The sequence below is a fragment of the Thalassolituus sp. UBA3500 genome (genome assembly GCF_002377545.1).
GTDB lineage: Bacteria > Pseudomonadota > Gammaproteobacteria > Pseudomonadales > Oceanobacteraceae > Thalassolituus.
The window spans coordinates 176,561-197,028 of the sequence record NZ_DFQB01000001.1; the positions used below are offsets into that span (position 1 = coordinate 176,561).

At 51.1% G+C, this 20,468-nt stretch carries 23 protein-coding genes; 9 read left to right on the top strand and 14 right to left on the bottom strand.

Annotated elements, in window-relative coordinates; all coding sequences use genetic code 11:
* The 8 genes from B2R29_RS00815 to B2R29_RS00850 all read left to right on the top strand — a co-directional run.
* Positions 1-1,225, top strand: a 1,225-nt coding sequence (locus B2R29_RS00815) for an SEC-C metal-binding domain-containing protein (protein WP_301179352.1), incomplete at its 5' end; no start/stop codon positions are given.
* Positions 1,226-1,242: 17 nt separating this feature from the next.
* A complete protein-coding gene (argJ, locus tag B2R29_RS00820) occupies positions 1,243-2,466 on the top strand; it encodes a bifunctional glutamate N-acetyltransferase/amino-acid acetyltransferase ArgJ (RefSeq protein ID WP_301179353.1) in 1,224 nt (407 codons plus the stop codon).
* Between the two features lie 18 nt (positions 2,467-2,484).
* Positions 2,485-2,898, top strand: a complete 414-nt coding sequence (gene mutT, locus B2R29_RS00825) for an 8-oxo-dGTP diphosphatase MutT (RefSeq protein WP_301179354.1) — start codon at positions 2,485-2,487, stop codon at positions 2,896-2,898.
* Between the two features lie 155 nt (positions 2,899-3,053).
* On the top strand, positions 3,054-4,670 hold the full coding sequence (locus B2R29_RS00830; RefSeq protein ID WP_301179355.1) for an acetolactate synthase large subunit: 1,617 nt from the start codon (positions 3,054-3,056) through the stop codon (positions 4,668-4,670).
* 343 nt (positions 4,671-5,013) lie between these two features.
* Positions 5,014-5,457, top strand: coding sequence for a hypothetical protein (locus tag B2R29_RS00835; protein ID WP_301179356.1), 444 nt, complete (start codon positions 5,014-5,016; stop codon positions 5,455-5,457).
* Positions 5,447-5,986 (top strand): MltR family transcriptional regulator, encoded by a 540-nt coding sequence (locus B2R29_RS00840; protein ID WP_301179357.1) that lies wholly within the window; start codon positions 5,447-5,449, stop codon positions 5,984-5,986. Before B2R29_RS00835 ends, B2R29_RS00840 begins: the two co-directional genes overlap by 11 nt.
* Before the next feature lie 83 nt (positions 5,987-6,069).
* The gene (locus tag B2R29_RS00845) at positions 6,070-6,558 is read left to right on the top strand and encodes a GNAT family N-acetyltransferase (protein ID WP_301179358.1); all 489 of its coding nucleotides are present in this window, start codon (positions 6,070-6,072) and stop codon (positions 6,556-6,558) included.
* Positions 6,559-6,676: 118 nt separating this feature from the next.
* On the top strand, positions 6,677-6,931 hold the full coding sequence (locus B2R29_RS00850; RefSeq protein WP_301179359.1) for a hypothetical protein: 255 nt from the start codon (positions 6,677-6,679) through the stop codon (positions 6,929-6,931).
* Between the two features lie 4 nt (positions 6,932-6,935).
* Here B2R29_RS00850 and B2R29_RS00855 read toward each other — a convergent pair whose 3' ends face one another.
* The 7 genes from B2R29_RS00855 to B2R29_RS00885 form a co-directional block, all read right to left on the bottom strand.
* Entirely contained in the window at positions 6,936-7,277 is a 342-nt protein-coding gene (locus B2R29_RS00855; protein ID WP_301179360.1) for a DUF6164 family protein, read from the bottom strand.
* Positions 7,258-8,775, bottom strand: a complete 1,518-nt coding sequence (gene lnt / locus B2R29_RS00860) for an apolipoprotein N-acyltransferase (protein ID WP_301179361.1) — start codon at positions 8,773-8,775, stop codon at positions 7,258-7,260. The genes B2R29_RS00855 and lnt overlap by 20 nt, the downstream gene beginning before the upstream one ends.
* An 18-nt stretch (positions 8,776-8,793) precedes the next feature.
* Complete coding sequence (locus B2R29_RS00865) at positions 8,794-9,630, bottom strand: HlyC/CorC family transporter (protein ID WP_301179362.1); 837 nt, start codon at positions 9,628-9,630, stop codon at positions 8,794-8,796.
* 62 nt (positions 9,631-9,692) lie between these two features.
* Positions 9,693-10,169, bottom strand: a complete 477-nt coding sequence (gene ybeY / locus B2R29_RS00870) for an rRNA maturation RNase YbeY (RefSeq protein WP_301179363.1) — start codon at positions 10,167-10,169, stop codon at positions 9,693-9,695.
* On the bottom strand, positions 10,166-11,266 hold the full coding sequence (locus B2R29_RS00875; RefSeq protein ID WP_414716596.1) for a PhoH family protein: 1,101 nt from the start codon (positions 11,264-11,266) through the stop codon (positions 10,166-10,168). Before B2R29_RS00875 ends, ybeY begins: the two co-directional genes overlap by 4 nt.
* Positions 11,267-11,289: 23 nt before the next feature.
* Positions 11,290-12,639 (bottom strand): tRNA (N6-isopentenyl adenosine(37)-C2)-methylthiotransferase MiaB, encoded by a 1,350-nt coding sequence (gene miaB / locus B2R29_RS00880; protein ID WP_301179364.1) that lies wholly within the window; start codon positions 12,637-12,639, stop codon positions 11,290-11,292.
* A 124-nt stretch (positions 12,640-12,763) separates the two neighbouring features.
* Positions 12,764-13,705: a hypothetical protein gene (locus tag B2R29_RS00885; protein ID WP_301179365.1), complete on the bottom strand. Its 942-nt coding sequence runs from the start codon at positions 13,703-13,705 to the stop codon at positions 12,764-12,766.
* A 282-nt stretch (positions 13,706-13,987) separates the two neighbouring features.
* On the opposite strand from B2R29_RS00885, the gene B2R29_RS00890 reads away from it, so the two are divergent.
* Complete coding sequence (locus B2R29_RS00890; protein ID WP_301179366.1) at positions 13,988-14,590, top strand: hypothetical protein; 603 nt, start codon at positions 13,988-13,990, stop codon at positions 14,588-14,590.
* A gap of 39 nt (positions 14,591-14,629) precedes the next feature.
* Here B2R29_RS00890 and B2R29_RS00895 read toward each other — a convergent pair whose 3' ends face one another.
* From B2R29_RS00895 to B2R29_RS00925, 7 genes are all read right to left on the bottom strand, one after another.
* Positions 14,630-14,806 (bottom strand): hypothetical protein, encoded by a 177-nt coding sequence (locus B2R29_RS00895; protein ID WP_301179367.1) that lies wholly within the window; start codon positions 14,804-14,806, stop codon positions 14,630-14,632.
* 16 nt (positions 14,807-14,822) lie between these two features.
* A complete protein-coding gene (locus B2R29_RS00900; RefSeq protein ID WP_301179368.1) occupies positions 14,823-15,392 on the bottom strand; it encodes a TetR/AcrR family transcriptional regulator in 570 nt (189 codons plus the stop codon).
* 79 nt (positions 15,393-15,471) lie between these two features.
* Entirely contained in the window at positions 15,472-16,692 is a 1,221-nt protein-coding gene (locus B2R29_RS00905; RefSeq protein ID WP_301179369.1) for a multidrug effflux MFS transporter, read from the bottom strand.
* 146 nt (positions 16,693-16,838) lie between these two features.
* A complete protein-coding gene (gene ychF / locus B2R29_RS00910) occupies positions 16,839-17,930 on the bottom strand; it encodes a redox-regulated ATPase YchF (protein WP_301179370.1) in 1,092 nt (363 codons plus the stop codon).
* A gap of 56 nt (positions 17,931-17,986) precedes the next feature.
* Entirely contained in the window at positions 17,987-18,574 is a 588-nt protein-coding gene (gene pth / locus B2R29_RS00915) for an aminoacyl-tRNA hydrolase (RefSeq protein WP_300428708.1), read from the bottom strand.
* Between the two features lie 83 nt (positions 18,575-18,657).
* Positions 18,658-19,302, bottom strand: coding sequence for a 50S ribosomal protein L25/general stress protein Ctc (locus B2R29_RS00920; protein ID WP_300428707.1), 645 nt, complete (start codon positions 19,300-19,302; stop codon positions 18,658-18,660).
* A gap of 119 nt (positions 19,303-19,421) precedes the next feature.
* Positions 19,422-20,363 carry a ribose-phosphate pyrophosphokinase gene (locus B2R29_RS00925; protein WP_068442327.1) on the bottom strand — a complete coding sequence of 314 codons (942 nt, stop codon included), beginning with the start codon at positions 20,361-20,363 and terminating at the stop codon, positions 19,422-19,424.
* Positions 20,364-20,468 lie beyond the last annotated feature (105 nt).

Sequence of the window (20,468 nt, forward strand, 5' to 3'; positions counted from 1 at the left end):
TAATGTATTGAATGCAAAACAGCACCAAAGCGAAGCAGAAATTGTGGCCCGAGCAGGTCAACGTGGTGCAGTGACTATTGCCACAAACATGGCGGGTCGCGGTACAGACATTAAGCTGGGCGAAGGTATAAAAGAATTGGGCGGTCTCCATATTATTGGTACAGAGCGCCATGAATCCCGCCGTATTGATAACCAGCTGCGTGGTCGTGCTGGTCGTCAGGGCGATAAAGGTTCAACACGTTTCTTCCTGTCTTTGGAAGATAGCCTGATGCGAATCTTCATGTCTGACCGTATGCGCAACATGATGCAGGCTTTGGGCATGAAAGACGGAGAATCTATTGAGCATCGAATGGTGACCAATGCCGTCGAGAAAGCGCAGCGTAAAGTTGAAGGGCGCAACTTCGATATCCGTAAACAGCTGCTTGAGTATGATGATGTTGCCAATGATCAGCGTCGTGTTGTTTATGGGCAGCGTAATGACCTGATGGAAATGGGCGATATTTCTGACGTCATCAGTAACATCCGAGAAGATGTTGTTAATGAAGCCATCAGCGATTACATCCCACCACAGAGCTTGTCTGAACAATGGGATATTGAAGGTCTTGAACGTCACCTGCTGGCTCAGTTCGCAATTGAGCTTCCTGTGCAGAAGTGGCTGGATGACGACACGAAGCTATACGAAGAAAATCTCCGTGAGCGTATCCTCGACGAGATAAATAAAGCCTATGCGGAAAAAGAAGCGACCATTGGTGCTGAAACCATGCGCCAGGTCGAGCGTCAGATGATGCTTCAGGTGCTCGATAATCTCTGGAAAGAACACCTCGCGACTATGGATCATCTGCGTCAGGGTATTCATCTGCGTAGTTACGGACAGAAAAACCCGAAACAGGAATACAAACGTGAGGCTTTCGGACTGTTTGAAGAGCTGCTCAGTAGTATCAAACATGACACTATCCGTGTGCTGAGCCACATTCGTATCCGCCGCGAAGAAGAGATCAAAGAAGAAGAAGAGCGCCGTCGTCTGGAAGCAGAAGCGCAGATGGCACGCGCGCAATTCCAGCATGAAGACGCAGATTCTGCACTGGGGAGCGATGACGCACCCGCAGCAGAAGGCGAAGACCAGGCCAAGCCCTTCGTACGCGATGGCGACAAAGTGGGTCGTAATGATCCGTGCCCATGTGGCTCGGGTAAAAAATACAAACATTGCCACGGCAAAATTGCCTGAGGATAGATTGATCGAAAATGGCCGTTAATTTCACTGTTTTTGAAGATTTTGCAGTTGTAAAAGGTGTTCGTCTGGGCGTTGCTCAAGCAGGAGTGCGTAAGAAAGACCGCGACGACATGGTGATTTTCGAACTGGCAGAAGGCACTGAGGTCGCCGGGGTATTCACGACGAATGCTTTCTGCGCTGCCCCTGTGCATATCTGCCGACGCAATCTTGAAAAGGCGAGCCCGCGTTATCTGTTGGTCAATACCGGTAACGCGAACGCAGGTACTGGCCCTAAGGGCTTTAAAAACGCTGAGCTTTCTTGCGAGATGCTAGCAAAAGCCACAGGCGTTGCGCCTGAACAAGTACTGCCATTCTCAACCGGCGTCATCGGCGAGCCATTGAATATGGAAGCGTTTGAACGTGGTATTCCTGCAGCGCTTGAGAACCTCACCGAAGCCAACTGGGCACGCGCAGGTCGTGGCATCATGACCACGGATACTCTGCCAAAAGGCTACAGCAAGCAGATTGAAATCGACGGCGAAACCGTGACCATTACTGGCCTGTCAAAAGGCGCGGGTATGATCATGCCGAATATGGCGACCATGCTTGGTTTTATCGCCACCGATGCAAAAATCCCTGCTGCTGTAATGCAGGGCTGGGCGCGAAAGCTGGCCGATAAATCCTTTAACCGCATCACTATCGACGGTGATACCTCCACCAACGACTCCTGTATGTTGATGGCAACTGGGCAGTCGGGTGTTGTGGTTGATGACAGCGACGAAGGCAGTAAAGCGGGTGATGCCGTATTTGCTGCACTTGAAGAAGTGTTCCGCGTATTGGCACAAGCCATTGTGCGTGATGGCGAAGGCGCGACCAAGTTCGTGACCATCGATGTCGAAACGGCGGCGACGAATAAAGAAGCGTTAGACGTTGCATACACCGTAGCCCATTCACCACTGGTCAAAACAGCGCTGTACGCTTCTGACGCAAACTGGGGCCGTATTCTGGCTGCGGTTGGACGTTCCGGTGTACAGAACTTCGATCTGGATAAAGTACAGATTTATCTGGATGACGTTCAGATCGTCGAAGACGGTGGGCGTTGCGATAGTTACACCGAAGAAAAAGGTGCAGCGGTACTGGCTCAGGCAGAATTCACCATCCGTATTCAACTGGGGCGTGGCGATATCAACGAACGCCTGTGGACCTGTGACCTGTCACACGACTACGTTTCTATCAATGCCGATTACCGTTCTTAAGAGTCTGTACTGATTACAATGAAACAGGTACATGTTGCTGTTGCCGTGGCTGTCGTGAATGAAGACATCCTCATTGCACGACGCCCGGACGACAAACATCAGGGTGGCCTCTGGGAATTTCCCGGAGGCAAAGTCGAACCGGGCGAAACCACCGCCGAGGCACTGGTGCGTGAGCTCGATGAAGAAGTTGCACTCCCGGTAGCGACAGAACATATGTCACCCCTGATGGAAATTCCTTTCAACTACCCGGATAAATCCGTCCTTCTCGAAGTGCTTTGGGTCGATGTTCCTATGAATAATGCACTCCTTGCCCATGGTGCAGAAGGGCAGGAAGTACGCTGGGTGCATTACTCTAAGCTCGCAGATTTCCAGTTCCCCGAAGCCAATGGGCCTATTCTGGATGCTGTAACAGCTCGCCTGCAGGATTCGTAGAATTAGCGCAATCCTAAGGTTGTGCGATGTATTTCTCAGCGCATTTAGTTGGATCCTGTCTCTCCCCGAATAAAAAGAAACTATTTCCTTCTTAGCCTCTCCTATATTCGTTAACCTATACAAAACCAGTACAAGTGACATCGGAGATAGGGTAGATGAATACAGCGCAGGCGTTGATCAAGAGTCTTGAGGCAGAAGGTGTTAAGTACGTTTTCGGTGTCCCCGGTGAGGAGAACCTGGCCGTTCTTGAGGCGATCCGGGAGTCTTCCCTTGAATATATTGTCACCCGCCATGAGCAGGGTGCCGCATTTGCGGCAGCAACGATTGGGCGTCTTACTGGTAATCCTGCGGTCTGCCTGACGACACTTGGCCCTGGTGCAACTAATGCGGTAACGGGTGTTGCCTATGCGCAATTAGGCGCGATGCCGTTTATCCTGCTGACTGGTCAAAAGCCTATTCGCCACAGCAAACAGGGCGCGTTTCAGATTATCGACGTGGTTGATCTGATGGGGCCAATCACGAAGTTTTCTAAGCAGCTTGTCGAAGGATCGATGGCAGCAGCGACCGTTCGTGAAGCGATTCGACTTGCCACAGAAGAGCGCCCTGGTGCCGTGATGCTCGAGGTGCCCGAGGACATCGCCAGCGAGAAAATTAAGTATCGCCCTATCCCTATTTCGAAGCCTCGACGGCCTGTCGCTGAAGAGAAAGCGATCGAACATGTGGTGTCGTTGCTTGAGAAGGCAACGCGGCCAATCCTTATTGTCGGTGCAGGCAGCAACCGTAAGCGCACTTCGCGGATATTGACCGAGTTGGTTCAGACCTACGACATTCCTTTCGTGCCAACGCAGATGGGTAAGGGCGTTATTTCTGAGTCTATGCCGCAATACGCGGGCACAGCGGCGCTGAGCAGCGATGATTACGTACACAGCACGATTGAGAAAGCCGACCTGGTGATTAACATTGGCCATGATGTGGTTGAGAAGCCGCCGTTTATTATGGAAGGCGAGCGACAGGTCGTTCATATTAATTTTGAATCAGCAGAAGTGAACGACATTTACTACCCACAATGTGAAGTGATCGGTGATATTGCCAATGCTATCTGGCAGATCACACAGGCTTTAAAAACAAAAGACCTGAGCCACTGGGATACTCAATATCACAAGGAAGCGAAACAAAAACTCGATGATTGGTTCGAGCAAAGTGTTGCGACGGCAGAAACCATTACCCCCCAAGTGCTGGTTAATGCGACCCGCACAGGAATCGACAACGATGGCATCCTGACGCTCGACAATGGCATGTACAAGATCTGGTTTGCCCGTCACTATGAAACCTACATGGAAAATACCCTGCTGCTTGATAACGCCCTAGCGACTATGGGCGCGGGGTTACCATCAGCTATCGGCGCAAAGACGGTATACCCGGATAAGCAGGTGGTGACTGTCGTAGGCGATGGTGGCTTTATGATGAACTCGCAGGAACTTGAAACCGCTGTTCGCATGAGCCTCGACCTCGTCGTGGTTATTCTCAATGACGAGTCATTGCAGATGATTCGTTGGAAACAGGGGAATGAAGGGCTTAAAGATTACGGTCTTGAGTTTAACAACCCTGATTTTATTAAGTACGCCGAAAGTTATGGAGCCAAAGGTCACCGCGTGGCTACCGCGATGGAGTACAAAGAAACGCTGGATCTGGCGCTCAAGAAAGGCGGTGTGCACGTACTTGATGTGGTGATTGACTACAGTAAGAACTCGGATGACCTGATCATCAGCTAAAAACCACTGAAGTTCGGGCAGATTCTTAATGTAAAGACGGCATCGTTATCCGTACAGTATGGTTTGCGATTTTTCTGAAAAGCAGGCACGCTTTACATTGGAGCGTGCACGTTTTTTCGGTCAGGTACAGAAGAAAGATTCGTTAAATCAACAGGTTATATCGCTGGTTTACAAGTTAATGTGCATGCTTTGTCCGAAATAACAGGCGTGCGCGTTTTTCTGGAAGGGACTTTTGACTCATGGATGATTTCTCAATGCTGATAATGACTTACATGCGAAATCTCGAAAGAGTGTCCCCAGATAAACGCGCACGCACACTAACAAGCTGTTAGATGAATCTTTTATGAAAGTGCTATTAATTGAAAAGCCATTAATGAAAATGGAAGGCTTACATTCTGAATTTGAGGGAATGCCTTGGAAGCTGTTCTTCATCTCTATACCTATGCTGTTCATTGGCATATTGCTGATGCCATTTTCTAAGCTCTTCATGATTCCTGCTTTGGTTGTAGTATGTATTCTACTTCCTAGCAGTATGGCGGTAGCCGCAATCTCGAGACATTACGAAGATGACAGCCCCAATTATCGTGCAGCTCGAAGTAGGATTTATGCCTTTCTTCATACAGCATGGGTAGTCGGCGTTTATGGCTGGTTCAGCCTATGGGGGGGGAGGATTTTTCGCAATTATGTGGAGCCTATTTTCGTGAAGTATCATCTAACAAAGCCAGCCAGTCTGGACGCACTTTGTGCGCCCCTGCTGGCAGGCGTTAGGGAGCAAGATGAGTACTGAGAGCGATTCAGACCCTTGGAAGGATGCAGAACCTGAGATACTTCGATTGGGTAAATTTCTTGATAGTTTCTATAAGGAATCTGATCGAGGTGCCATCCTGATGGCTGGATCTGTGCTTGATGAGGTTCTGTCATCAATGCTTCAAGCTTTCTTCATAGATACGCCGGAAAGTAAAAAGCTATTAAGCGATTTTAATGCTCCTCTTGGTACATTTAGCTCAAGAATTCTAGCTGCTTATGCAATGGGTCTAATTGAGCAGCAGGAGTACATTGAAGTTGAGGCTATTCGGAAAATTAGAAATTTGTTCGGTCACTCCTGGGATGGTATCGACTTTGATACTCCGAAAGTTAAAGGTCAAATTGACAAATTACCTTTTGAAGATCAAGAGCCGAGAGCGCGACTAAATCATACTGTAGCTAATTTAATGGGTGATTGGCTTTGGCGGGAGCGCCTTGTTTGCAATGAGCGAAGGGATTTTAAGGAGTGGTCCCATAAAGGCGGCTTCGGCAGAAAACTCCCTAACAATTAGCTGCACAGGAAAAATTACTCGCTGCGCTCGCAATTTTCCTGTGAACTAGGCGTTAGGTGCACGAGAGTATCGAGAAAAATTTGATGGATTTTATAATTGATCGAGTTGAAAACACCGGCATATATGACTCTGAGATATTTGAATTGTTGTCTGAAGTATTTGTTACAGGAGGCTTCACAAGTCTAGAAACTGCAAAATCCATATTTGAGCCATCTAAGGTAAAGAGTAGAGGCGTTCTATTTGTCTCAAAAGAAATAAACACCAATGAAATGGCGGGCATGGTTATAGTGGTTCCCTGGACTTCCAGTTTTTCAGTTAAGGCAAAAGAGAATGAATGTGAAATGCATTTATTGGGAGTTTCAAAAAAGTTCAGGGGTCATGGTTTAGGGCGTAGGTTAGTTGAAGAAGCCCTGAATTTTTCTAAAGGCAGCGATCTAAAAAAAATGATACTGTGGACGCAAAAGCCAATGAGAGAAGCTCAGAACTTATATGAGTCTCACGGTTTTACTCAATGCGGCGAAATGGCTAGAAACGGCATAGATTTTTTAGTTTATGAGAGAGAATGCACCTAACAATAGCAATCGAGAGGGACTTGATCTTACCCCGATAAAATGGACACCAAACTCAAACTGACGTGCCATTGATCATCTATTCGACCTGGTACTAAAAGAGCAGGATAAAGGAAAATATGTGCTTGAGGTGATAGAGGGTATTCTCAGAGGGTTTGCGGCGCTTATCCGGGCATCCATTGAAGCGGGTTTGCCTGCCATTAGTTTACCTGGCACCGGACGCTTTATGATTCGTGTGTTATATCCCCCTCATTGGTTCTGCCACATTGAGTATCACGAGCGTCTTGAAATATTTTTTGGCGCAGTCACCTGGTCTTTATATGCCTTTGGAGCCTGGTATCTCGGTGAGTTATTTCTCGGATCAGTAGGGTGGTGAAATTTTACTCAAACACGCCTATAAACGGCAGCACAGATAATCCAATAATCGCGGCAATGGCGATCAGAGTTAGAATAAAACTGGTCGGGCGTTCGTAAAAGCGTTGGCCGATAGTGGATATCGGGTGCTGCCGAACTTCCTCCAGCCAGTCTTCCTGAATTCTATCCAGAAGCGCGCGTGCTTCGGTGTAGTCGTCTTCGTTTTTCAGCCAGATGGCTGCCAGGGAAATACCCCAGCGGCCCTGACTCGTTTCGTAGTAGTCAACGTTGGCTTCATCAAGACGCTCACGAACAAAGTTCGCTTCTTCTTCGGTAACACCGTTGAGTTTAAAGAGCAGTTTCGCCACGACCTTTCCTTTGAATAAGGGTTGCAAGTGCAATCAGGGTGAATGCGAAACACAACAGTGGCAATACACCGATTTTCATATACAGGGTTTCGCCTGAGCGACGCTCTGCAACCGAGCTGAAGCTGGTGCGCTCACTGACCGGAATACGATCGGTGATTTCACCTTTATTATTGACCAGCGCTGAGATACCTGTGTTGGTAGAGCGCAGAATCCAGCGCCCGGTTTCAAGCGCACGCATCTGTGCAAGGGCCATATGTTGCTTAGGCCCTAACGAGTCACCAAACCAGGCATCGTTGCTGATGGTCACCAGCAGATCGGCATTTTTTGCGGTTTCGAGCACGAGGTCTGGGTATGCAATTTCGTAGCAGATATAGGGTGCGACTAAGGCCAGTTCGGTTGAGTCACCTTGATGTACGGTGACTTTCAGCAGGTCCTGATCGACTTCTCCGGCACGGAAACTGGACATCGGTAAATCAAAAAACGGAATGAGGCCGCGGATTGCGCTTTCAAGCGGAATATATTCGCCAAAAGGCACCAGTCGTTGCTTGTGGTAAACGCCTTCACCCTCACCAAAGGCGATGATGCTGTTGTGGTATTCGCCTTCTAATTCAGTACCACGTGGCCAGCGAAACGGAATACCGGTAATGACGGTGCTGTTGTGATCACGAAGTTCGTCGGCAAATAATTCCATGTAAGGTTGATAGCGCTGATAGAGCAGAGTGATCGCAGTTTCTGGCCACAGGATCAGATCATTACCCAGCAGTGGTCGGGTATCCGCCTGATAGCGATCGATGGTCGGGAAGATTTCTTCGTTCAGCCATTTACGGTTCTGCTCCACGTTTCCCTGAACCACGCCGACTGACATGGTACCTGTCGCGTGGGTCCAGTTAATCTGCTTTAGTGCATCACCCGCTGGCCAGAGTAATAGTGGCATTAAATACACCCAATTACGGGTCTGTACGACAATGACCAGCGAGGCTGCCGTGAGCGCCAGGATAAACGAAATAACGTAAGCGCCAGATACCGGGGCCCAGCCAGCCAGCCAGGTGAACAAGTGAGCGTCGCCAGCATACAACCACGGAAAGCCGGTTAAGAACCAGCTACGACACCATTCCTGTAGCAGCCAATAACTTGCGAAGCTGAATACGGCTAATGATTGTCCACTGAATTTTTGCCGTAGCAGAAACCAGAATGCAGGGATGAGCGCGAGGAAGCCTGCGAACAGAGCAACCGCTGGCACAGCAAGCCACGCGGGGGTACCGCCGTGATCGTGCATACTGACGTAAATCCAGGAGACGCCCAAACCAAACTGACCGAGGCCAAATAACCACGCGCGTTTAAAGGCGGCTTTGCCCGTGTCGCTTTTCTGCAGCGCGTAAAACAGAGCAGCAAGGCTGATAAGGCCCAAAGGCCAGAGGAAATGAGGAGCGAGGGCAAACGGAAAGAGCGCGCCTCCCACTAGGGCGATCCATGATGGTAGGGCGGCGCGTGTGAACATAATCGGGCTCAGTTAAGCTCAGTCGTCGGTATGAACTTCAAGCAGGTTAATCTGACGGCTGGTGCCGTTGATGACTCTGAATTTCATACCCTCAATGCGAATGCTTTCATTACATTCAGGCACCCGGCCGAAATGATGTGTGACGATGCCGCCAATGGTGTCAAAGTCCGCGTTAGGGAGCTTGGCATCCAGCGCTTCATTAAAGTCGCTGAGGGGTGTCAGCGCTTTCACTGTATAGATGCCCGGATCGACTTCTTTGATGTTATTTTCTTCGTCATCGAAATCGTGTTCGTCTTCGATATCGCCGACGATCTGTTCCAGAACGTCTTCAATCGTCACCAGACCTGCAACGCCACCGAACTCGTCGACGACGATGGCCATGTGGTTGCGGTTGGAGCGGAATTCGCGTAGCAGCACGTTAAGGCGTTTGCTCTCAGGAACAAAGATGGCAGGGCGCAGAATATCGCGCACGCGGAAATCATCAGCGCTGTCTTTGACGACCAATGGCAGCAGGTCTTTAGCGAGTAGAATACCGCTGACTTCGTTCGGGTTTTCGCTGATTACAGGAAAGCGCGAGTGTGCGGAATCGATAATACGTGGCAGGTACTCTTTCAGGCTTTCGTTTTCCTGAATAGAGGTCATCTGCGAGCGAGGGATCATGATGTCGCGTACTTGCATGTCGGAGACTTGCAGCGCGCCTTCAATAATAGTGAGCGTTTCGGTGTCGACGATGCTGCGTTCAGCCGCTTCTCGTACGATGTCTTTCAGATCCTGTCGGGTACGTGGTTCGTCCGTAAACAGGTCGCTTATCTTTTCCAGCCAACTTCGGGGTTGGCCCGATCGGTCTTCGCTCATGATGCCTCTTTGCTCCGGATCGGATACGTCAGACCGGAGGTAATTTCCTATGTGTAAACTGCTTACTCAGTATCCGCAGCGTATGGGTCGGGATAGCCGAGCGAGGCCAGCAGGTCGCGCTCCAGCGCTTCCATTTCTTCGGCCTCGTCGTCCTTTATATGGTCGTACCCCAGTAAATGCAAGCAACCGTGGATTACCATATGTGCCCAGTGGGCTTCGGTTGTCTTTTCCTGTTCTTTCGCTTCCTGCTCAACAACACCCACACAGATGATGAGGTCACCAAGCAATTCGAGTGGGATGCCCGGCGGCATTTCGAAAGGAAACGACAACACGTTGGTCGGCTTGTCTTTACCGCGATACTCACTGTTCAGCGCCTGACTTTCTTCGTCGTCGGTCAGGCGAATCGTCAGCTCGGGTTCTTCAAACTCAGTACGGCCCTGAAGTGCAGTGCTGGCCCACAAGGAGAGTTGCTCTTCGGAGGGTAAAGTGCCGAGGTGCTCGATACTTTCAGCAAGCTGAACATCTAACAACAGATTCATTCGTTGGAATCGTCATTGGGGGCACTTGCTTGTGCGGCGAGCGCATCGGCCTTAGCCTGCGCTTTCTCAGCAGCCCGGCGCGCGTCTTCTTTTTCATCATGCTTGTCGTAGGCATCAACGATACGTTGCACCAATGGGTGACGCACAACGTCGCGATTGCTGAAGCGGGTGATGCCAATGCCTTCGACACCATCAAGTACTTCAAGACCATGCTTCAGGCCAGAATAGACGCCGCGCGGCAGGTCAACCTGGGTGACGTCACCAGTAATGACGGCCTTTGAGCCAAAGCCAACACGGGTCAGGAACATCTTCATCTGTTCTTTGGTGGTGTTCTGGCTTTCATCAAGAATGACAAACGAATGACTCAGCGTACGCCCGCGCATGTAGGCCAGCGGAGCGATCTCAATCTGGTTGCGTTCGATCATCTTTGTCACTGCTTCGAAACCCAGCATCTCATAAAGAGCGTCATATAACGGGCGCAGGTATGGATCAATCTTCTGAGCCAGGTCACCGGGCAGGAAGCCGAGCTTCTCGCCTGCTTCGACCGCAGGGCGCACCAGCAGGATGCGTTTCACGTCGTCGCGCATCAGAGATTCAACGGCTGCTGCAACGGCGAGGAAGGTTTTACCGGTACCCGCTGGGCCAATGCCGAAGTTGATGTCGTATTTACGCACCTGAGCCAGGTATTCAAGCTGGTTATCCCCACGCGGTTTGATCACGGCGAGTGGTGTTTTGATAATGCCCTTGTCGGCATCATAGGTGCGCTTGCCACGCTGTGACGGACGGGCGCTGTCTTCTTGCAGAAACAGGTGAATCAGGTCGGGACTGATTTCAGTGCCTTTGCCGGTTTCTTTATAGAGACGTTGAATCAGGTCGGCTGCTCGTTTGGCCGGGCCGACTTTGCCTTCGATCTGAAAGCGGCTACCGCGATTAAATATGTCCAGCTCGTAATGATCAGCAATCTGTCTGATATGACCGTCCAGATTGCCGCACAGGTTGGCCAGGCGACTGGCGTCATCGGGCTCGAGAGTAAAACTCACGGCATGCTGTTTAGCGCTGGTTTCAGGGCTTGTGCTGCTTTGCTGCTCGTCGGACAAATTGACCTCGATATGATGATTGATCAGTATGCCTGCGAGGCATCAATGATGACGCCGCGCAGACTGTTCGGATAGGCATCTTCAATGCTGACGCGTACGAATTTCCCGATCATAGACTGATCGTCGCACTTAAAGTTGACCACCCGGTTGTTCTCGGTGCGGCCCTGAAGCTCGCCAGGGTCTTTCTTGGAGACACCCGTTACCAGAATGACTTCTTCGCGCCCGACCATACGGCGGCTGATCTGTTGTGCGTTCTGCACGATGCGATCCTGAAGGATCTTAAGGCGCTGCTTTTTCAGCGATTCTGGCGTGTCATCATCCAACTGTGCCGCAGGTGTACCCGGGCGGGCGCTGTAAACAAAGCTGAATGACGTATCGAAACCGATCTCGTCGATCAGCTTCATTGTGTCGAGGAAGTCTTCTTCCGTCTCACCCGGGAAGCCAATGATAAAGTCGGATGAAATTGAGATATCCGGGCGCAGTTCGCGCAGGCGGCGGATCTTATCGATGTAGAGATCAATTTCGTGGCCGCGCTTCATTGCCGCCAGAATGCGATTGGAGCCACTCTGAACCGGTAGGTGAATATGGCTGACCAGCTCAGGGACTTCGGCATAGACGTCGATCAGACTGTCAGTGAATTCGACCGGGTGGGACGTCGTAAAGCGGATGCGGTCGATGCCGTCGATTTCTGCGACCTGAGTAATCAGTTCTGCCAGATCGGCGTAGTCACCATCACCGGTGTCGCCCTGATAAGCGTTCACGTTCTGACCCAGCAGGTTGATCTCACGAACGCCCTGAGTCGCCAGAACTTCGCATTCTTTGAGGACGTCCGCTATAGGACGGCTGACTTCTTCGCCGCGCGTATAGGGTACAACGCAGAAAGTGCAGTATTTCGAGCAGCCTTCCATCACCGAAACGAATGCTGAGCTGCCTTCTGATTTCGGCGCTGGCAGATGGTCGAACTTCTCGATTTCCGGGAAGGTAACATCGACGACCTGAATCGAGTCACTGGCTTTGTTTACCATCTCTGGCAGGCGGTGCAATGTCTGCGGACCAAACACCATATCGACAAAAGGCGCGCGCTTCATGATGGCGTCGCCTTCCTGGGAGGCAACACAACCACCTACGCCGATTTTAAGGTCTGGGTTGGTGGTCTTCAGATTCTTCCAGCGCCCCAGCTCATGGAAAACCTTCTCCTGCGCCTTCTCGCGGATAGAGCAGGTATTCAGCAGAATGACGTCAGCCTCTTCAGGGTTGTCAGTGACCACCATCTTATGGCTTTCACCCAGCATATCGGCCATGCGCGATGAATCGTATTCGTTCATCTGGCAACCGTGGGTTTTGATGTAAAGCTTCTTCGCCTGTTCAGTCATACTGCTGTGTCTGGTCGTTCTAAAAAAGGGGCGACAGTATACAGCTTCTGCTCACTTATTCGCCAGTGCTGAGGCAGAGAAAGCCGGGTTGTAGCCCCCTTATTTCGTGGCCCAATTTCGTGGCTCAGCGTTGAATGACGCTTTCAATTTCTTCAGCCAGCTGGCGAGACTGCTCATCCATCGGCAGGTGGCGTATATCAGGGTATTTTAATGCGACCGCAATGTTGTAAAGCCAGCGTTCGATGCGTAGAACCAATGCTTCAGCGTTGTCTTTGTCTGCTTGTAGAATTTCATTACTCATCGCCAGAATAATCTGTGCATGATCGGCCGCAGTTTTTGCAGCCTCTCGTTGAGCTGCGATTTCTGCTTCGGCCCGTGGCGCTTTGTTGATCAGGTCTTCAGCGGATGCCAGGGCGGTGGTCGCTGTACCGAAGCTACGTGGAATAAGTCTTTCTGCACCGGCTTCACGCATGGCGGCAATCCGGTTTCTGATCTGCTGTAAATGGATGAAACCGATGGTTTGTACTTCAAGGTCGTGCATGTCCATCAGGAGTTGGCGTTGTGTCTGGCTGGTACTTGCGGGTTCTCCGGTGGTTTCCAGAGTGCGGATAATGCTATTGAGGTCTTCATTGACTGCGCGGTACTCACTTGGATAGTAGGTGTCCGCACGTATGCTGTTCAGTACCTCGAGGTGCGCCAGAGAGGGCGCCAGGGTTTCACGTGCGATCAAGGTGTGATCCTGCGCTTTTTCAAACGTCGCTACCGCTGTCAGTGCCAGCTCCCGGACGTCACTGTCTGCTTTACCTTTGTCTCGTGCCTGCTCAGCTTCGCTGAGATATTCATTGGCAGAGTCGGTCATGGATGGGGCAAAGCGATAGGTTTCCTGTGCTTTCGCCTGGCTTTGCAGTTGTTCTGCTTCTTTGATCAGGGTGGTCCCCGAGCGAACCGTAGAGACCGCTTCACGGCTGGCGCGATCTTTAATCAAATCAAGCCCTTGCGGAGTTGAGGCGCATCCAGCCAGAACTGTTGTGACAAGCAGAACACTGATGAGCGGATAGCGGGTCATGTGAAAACTCTCCTCTGAGCAGACCTTGAATACGGAATAATTGGACGCAGTTTATCATGGAGACGGGATCAGAATAGGGAATAGGCATGGAGTTCCCGACGTCCTGCTATGACCGCTTTGACGTCTCTCTGTGTGAACTGCCGCAGCTTTATACAATGTGGGGCTTGTGTCTGAGGTAAGCGGTTGCTATACATTCAGACAGGTGTTGCAGAAAAGGGGGGACACGGCTCGAATTGCCTGTTACAGGCCTAACCCGATTCAGGTGAATAAGGAGTTGACCTTATGAACGCAGAAATGCAACCGCTTTACTGGCGTATTCAGAATAATGATAACTCAGGCTTTGACGCGGTCAGTCTGCTGATGCCGGCCGGAGAGGGCGAACCCGCCACTCTCGTACCTACCGAAGTTAGTTTTTGTTCCCGACGCACTGGCACGCAGGCCGTGGATGTGCGCTGGACGGACGAAGACTCAGATCTATTCCTGCACCTGCTGGAGCGTGTGTCCGAAGATCATGCCGACGAGACTGATGAAGGCGTAGTGCTGGACATCAACGATGGTGTCGTTCAGGGGATTGTTCAGCTCGTTGCTCTGGCGCGCTTTAAAACGCCATGGCCGAGTGATGATCTGGTCGCTGGAGACGTTAATACGGTTCGTGAAGACATCGAAATCGGAGATCTGGTCGCCATTCATACTCACTACGGATGCCCAATGGCGATCGTGGTCGGGATGGATTCGATTGATCTGACGTGTATCTTGCTCGAAGACATCGAGGCAGAGGGTGTTTCAATCGTGCCGGAGCATAGTGTTTTTGTTATTAATCGGGACAGTGCTTTGCCTCCAGCCTTTGCTGAAAGCGATACAGGCGAAGACGCCGTTTTCCACTAACGGTATTGGTGTTATCAGATAACGGCGCGGGCTGCCTGCTTATTCGGCAGCGGCTTCAGCGCTGTTACGAATACGGCGGCGTTCGAGAGCTATATTGCCAATCAGGTCGTAATAATCAGTGCTGGCAGTCGCTTTAGTAGCTCGTCCCATGGACTCGTTCGCTGCGGTGGAGCGTGCTGTCGTCTGCTTTTCTGCATCAATCAGTGCTGTAGCCATCTTACTCTCCTGAATATCAGTCGCGTTTCTCTATTGCCCCCCAGCAGATGCTGAGTAGCATGTCATCGGTCACTTCCGTAGGTACGGCACACGGCGCGTTACGGTCAGTACGCAACAGCGTAGAAATCCCACCGTACACGAACACCCCAAGTACATCGTCGGGGATATCTTTAATGATTCCTTCTTCCCTGCCGCGCGCGAACAGAGGATCAATCTTCTCTTTCAGGCGACGCTTTCCTTGTTCCTGGAGCTCTCCGCGTATCGCAGGGGCAACGCTTAACTGATCAAGGAGCAGGGCGTCTCGGGGAACTTCACGCATGTAGTGATAAAGATTGAGCCACACCGTGTTCAATTGTTCCCGTACGCTTGCGTTTTCATCCACATCCTTCAGACAGGCGTCTGAAAAACGCTCCATCAGGGTCAGATAAACATCTTCTATCAGCGCTTCTTTGGTTTCGAAGTAGCGGTAGATAGTTCCCGCACCACAGCAGGCTTCTTTGGCAACCATAGAAATGGGCGTTGCCTGAAGGCCGTTTTCTGCAATCAGATCGCAGGTGGCGGTGATGATAAGTTCGCGTTTATCCATTTTCTTCATAAATCGGAATGAACGTTCATTCTGATACTCCCGAGCAAATTACTCAAGTATTGATTGTTGCTTGTATGCATCAGTCTGTTGCGGATGCGTGTGGGCTGTTTTGACCTGTGGCCGAATGGCTGGCTTTACGGGCAAGTAGCAAAAATATCAGAGCGATTGAGGCTGTCAGGAGCGACACCTCCATCATAGGGACTGGCGTATGGTCGTGGAGCTTTCCCCAGAGGAGCCCCGCGAGGGCGCCGCCGCTGAACTGGATGACGCCCATCAATGCGGTGGCCGAGCCTGCAACGTCGCGGAAGTACTGCATGACTGTGCCCATGGTATTCGCTGTGATCAGCCCGAGAGAACCGACGTAGATCATCAGCAACGGCAAAGCCAATGGCAGCTCGAAGTGAGGCGACAGGGCCAGCAGCAGCAGTGCCAGGGCTGAAACAAACTGGAGTACGATACCTGCGGCCAACAGTCGTTGCGGAGACCAGAAACGCAGCCAGAATATGTTAAGTCGGTTCATTAGCATGATGACAACGACATTTGCACCGAATAACCAAGGGAATGTCTGTTCGCTTTGCCCGAAGTGCTCAAGGTAGAGGTACGGAGAAGCGGTAATAAATACGAACATGCCACTGTATGCACTTGCCAGCATCAGAATGTAGCGGCGAGCGACGCGATGTCTGATGACGGTCGCGTAACCTGCCCATGGCGAACGTTTTACACGACGATGAGGCGGGTGGCTCTCCGGCAACTGCCATACCAGAATAGCAATCAGGATGGCGGCATACGCACTGAGAATGCCAAAAATACTTCGCCAGCCGCTGAAGCTCAGTACCAGAGAGCCTAAGAGAGGCGCAGCAAGCGGGGCGGCCATCATGATCATAGCCACCATAGACAATACTTTTGCGATGTCGGTGCCATCAAAGTTGTCACGCACTATCGCGGTCGAATTCACAACGGCCAGCCCACCACCGATGGCCTGCAGGCCTCGCAGAAGCAACAGTCCGTCGAGAGAACTTACATAGGTGAGAGCAATACTGGCGATACCAAACAGAATTAACCCGAGAAAGATAACCGGGCGCCGCCCAACGCGGTCAGACAGAGGGCCACCGGTAATCTGGCCGAGTGCAAACCCCAGCAGGAAAGTGCTGACAGAGAGTTCGACGTGGTGAATATCGCTGCTTAAAGAACCGGCCATGGCTGCCATGGCTGGCAGGTACATATCAATGGAGAGCGGGCCGATAGCGGTCAACATCGCCAGTAGTAAGGGCAGAGGGAGTCGCAAAGCTGGAGTCGTCATAAATCACCGGGCAGTTTACAGACTCTAGTCTAGTTGTTTCGCTGGTGAAATAAGAGGGTGTGTATTTGAATTGATTGTTCCAAATAATACAACCTCAAGGGAGAGCCCCTGAGGCTGCTTATGAAGCTGGGCTAATCGACAGGTAATCAGACGTTGAAACGGAAGTGGATGACGTCTCCGTCTTTCACTATGTATTCTTTACCTTCTAAGCGCCATTTACCGGCTTCTTTCGCACCGTTCTCGCCGTTGTACTCAATGAAGTCGTCGTAGCCAACGACTTCAGCGCGAATAAAGCCGCGTTCAAAATCCGTGTGAATTGCGGCAGCGGCACGTGGAGCGGTAGAACCTACTTTGATGGTCCAGGCACGTACTTCTTTCACGCCCGCAGTAAAGTAGGTTTGCAGGCCAAGAAGCTCATAGCCTGCACGGATAACCCGGTCAAGACCGGGTTCTTCCATGCCCATCATCTCTAGGAAGTCGGCTTTCTCGTCGTCTTCCAGCTCAGAAATTTCAGCTTCGATTTTGTTGCAGACGACGACAACAGAAGCGCCTTCAGAGGCAGCGACTTCACGTACCGTGTCCAGATAAGGGTTATCTTCAAAGCCTTCTTCTGAGACGTTGGCAATGTACATGGTGGGTTTAGTGGTCAACAGATGGAATTGGCGTGCGACACGCTTTTCGTCGTCGTCCATGTCCAGCATGCGTGCGGTTTTGCCTTCCTCAAAATGAGGAATCAGTTTCTCAAGCAGGGCTTTCTGAGCGATGGCGTTTTTGTCGCCGCCTTTTGCCGTGCGGGTAACTCGTTGCAGCTGCTTCTCGCATGAGTCGAGGTCAGCCAGCACCAGCTCGGTATTGATGATATCGATATCGGCTGCAGGGTCGACGTGGTTCGCAACGTGAATAACGTTGTCATCTTCGAAGCAGCGCACAACGTGAGCGATGGCATCAGTTTCGCGGATGTTGGCCAAAAACTGGTTCCCCAGACCTTCACCTTTGGAAGCACCAGCAACCAGGCCTGCGATATCAACGAATTCCATAGCCGTTGGAATGACTTTCTCAGGACTTACGATGGCTGCCAGAGCGTCAAGGCGAGGATCAGGCATGTTGACCATGCCAGTGTTCGGCTCGATGGTACAGAAAGGGAAGTTCTCTGCCGCGATGCCTGATTTAGTCAGAGCGTTGAAGAGTGTTGATTTACCGACGTTGGGCAAACCAACGATTCCGCATTTAAAGCCCATTTCTGTATCCCGATCGTATGTTTGGTTGGTGTGACTGTCTTAATCTGGCGGGTATTTTACCCTTTAAAACTATGAAGTCGATTCATAGCTTTTGGCAGGTCGCCAGCAATGGCATCTGGCAGAACACGCAGAGCCTCATCAATGACGTTATCAATGGCTTGTTGCTCTGCTTTGCTGGCGCGCCCGAGCACATGTCCTGTAACCAGGTTCTTATCGCCCGGGTGGCCAATGCCGACTCTGAGGCGGTGGAAGTCCTTCTGGTTACTCATGCGAGCGATGATGTCCCGAAGACCATTCTGTCCTCCGTGGCCGCCGCCGGTTTTGAACTTAGCAACGCCTGGGGGCATATCCAGTTCATCATGGACGACCAGAATCTCACTGGTTTTGATTTTGTAGAAATTCGCTAAGGCGGCTACCGCCTGACCACTGCGGTTCATAAAGGTCGTTGGCATCAACAGGTAACATTCCTGGCCACCAATGCGTCCTTTACCTGAGAGTCCGAAGAATTTTTTATCTGGCGAGAGGCTGATGCCTTCCTGTCGGGCAAAACGTTCGACTAACCAGAAGCCAGCATTGTGGCGGGTATGTTCATATTCGGCGCCGGGGTTGCCAAGGCCTACGATTAAGCGAATTGGATCAGCCATACAATGTCCATTCGATATCAGTGTGATAAATAGCAGACAATAAAAAAGCGGGGACAAGCCCCGCTTTTCTCTGAGCGCAACGATTACTCGTCGCCGCCTTCAGCTTCAGCGTCTTCAGCTTCGTCTTCTTTCGTGCCTTTAGGCTCGATAACAGAAACAACTGAAGTATCGTGTTCTTCACCGTGTGACAGTGCCAGAGACTCAACGCCTTTAGGCAGTTTCAGGTCAGACAGGTGGATTACACCGCCAACTTCAACGTCAGCCATGTCGATTTCGATGTACTCTGGCAGGTCGCCAGCGGCACATACGATTTCAAGGGTGTTCATCTGGTGCATGATCTTGCCGCCGCCGAGCTTAACGCCTTTACAGGTGTCTTCGTTCAGGAAGTGCAGTGGAACGGTAGTGGTGATCTTAGAAGACTTGCTTACGCGCTGGAAGTCAGCGTGCCAGATCAGGTTCTTCGCAGGGTGACGCTGCAGATCCTTCAGGATTACAGTTTCGTCTTTTCCATCAACAGACAGAGTGATCATTGAGCTGTAGAAAGCTTCTGATTCCAGAGCTTTGTTCAGTTCATTCGCCTTCAGAGTGATAGGCGTAGGCTTACGGTCGTTACCACCGGCTTTACCGCCGTAGATGATTGCTGGAACGCCGTTCTCGCGACGCAGGCGGCGGCTCGCACCTTTCCCCGCATCTTCGCGAGCTTCAGCAGACAAAGTGAAGTCTGACATAGTTATTTCCTCATTTCAGGATGTAAAAACCGCCGGAGTTTGCGACCAACGCCGGCGGTCGTTATAGCAACACCTTATGGTATCGCCGGTAATCAGCCCGTTGTTCTTAAGCGCGTGGCTTAACGGAACATCGCGCTGATGGATTCTTCGTTGTTTACGCGACGGATCGACTCGGCCAGCAGACCAGCAATGGTCAGTTGGCGGATCGTACCGGTTGCACGTGCGGCTTCAGACAGAGGGATAGTGTCAGTCACTACCAGCTCGTCGAGCTCTGCACTGGCAAGGCGCTCAATCGCGGGCCCGGATAGTACAGGATGCGTACAGTAGGCGACAACCTTTTTCGCACCAAATTCTTTCAATGCTTTCGCTGCCTGACACAGAGTGCCAGCGGTATCGACCATGTCATCGACCAGAACACAGGTGCGATCTTTCACATCACCGATAATGTGCATGACCTCAGATACGTTCGCTTTTGGGCGACGCTTATCGATAATTGCGAGGTCTACGTTAAGCTGCTTGGCAATCGCTCGTGCACGAACAACACCACCGATGTCTGGTGATACAACGATCAGATCTTCGAAGTTCTGGCGTTCCATGTCGTCGAGCAGAATAGGGGAGCCATAAACGTTATCTACGGGGATATCGAAGAAGCCCTGAATCTGGTCAGCGTGAAGGTCGACAGTCAGAACACGGTCAATACCAGAGCCTGACATCATGTCTGCAACAGCACGCGCAGAAATAGGTACACGAGCACTACGTGGACGACGATCCTGGCGAGCGTAACCAAAATACGGAACAACAGCTGTAATACGGCTCGCAGATGCGCGACGCAGACCATCGGCCATCAGCAGCATTTCCATCAGGTTGTCATTGGTCGGTGCGCAGGTAGGCTGCAGAATAAAAACGTCTTTACCGCGAACGTTTTCATTAATTTCGACGGTTATCTCACCATCACTGAATTTGCCCACGGTGGCTTCGCCAAGGGAAAGATCGAGACGCTCAACGACGAGCTTAGCCAGTTCCGGATTTGCATTACCGGTAAATACCATCAACTTAGACACAGTCGTCCCCTTGATGCAGTGATTTCAAAGATGGAGGAGATAGAATTGGCTGAGGTGGCAGGACTCGAACCTGCGAATGACGGGATCAAAACCCGTTGCCTTACC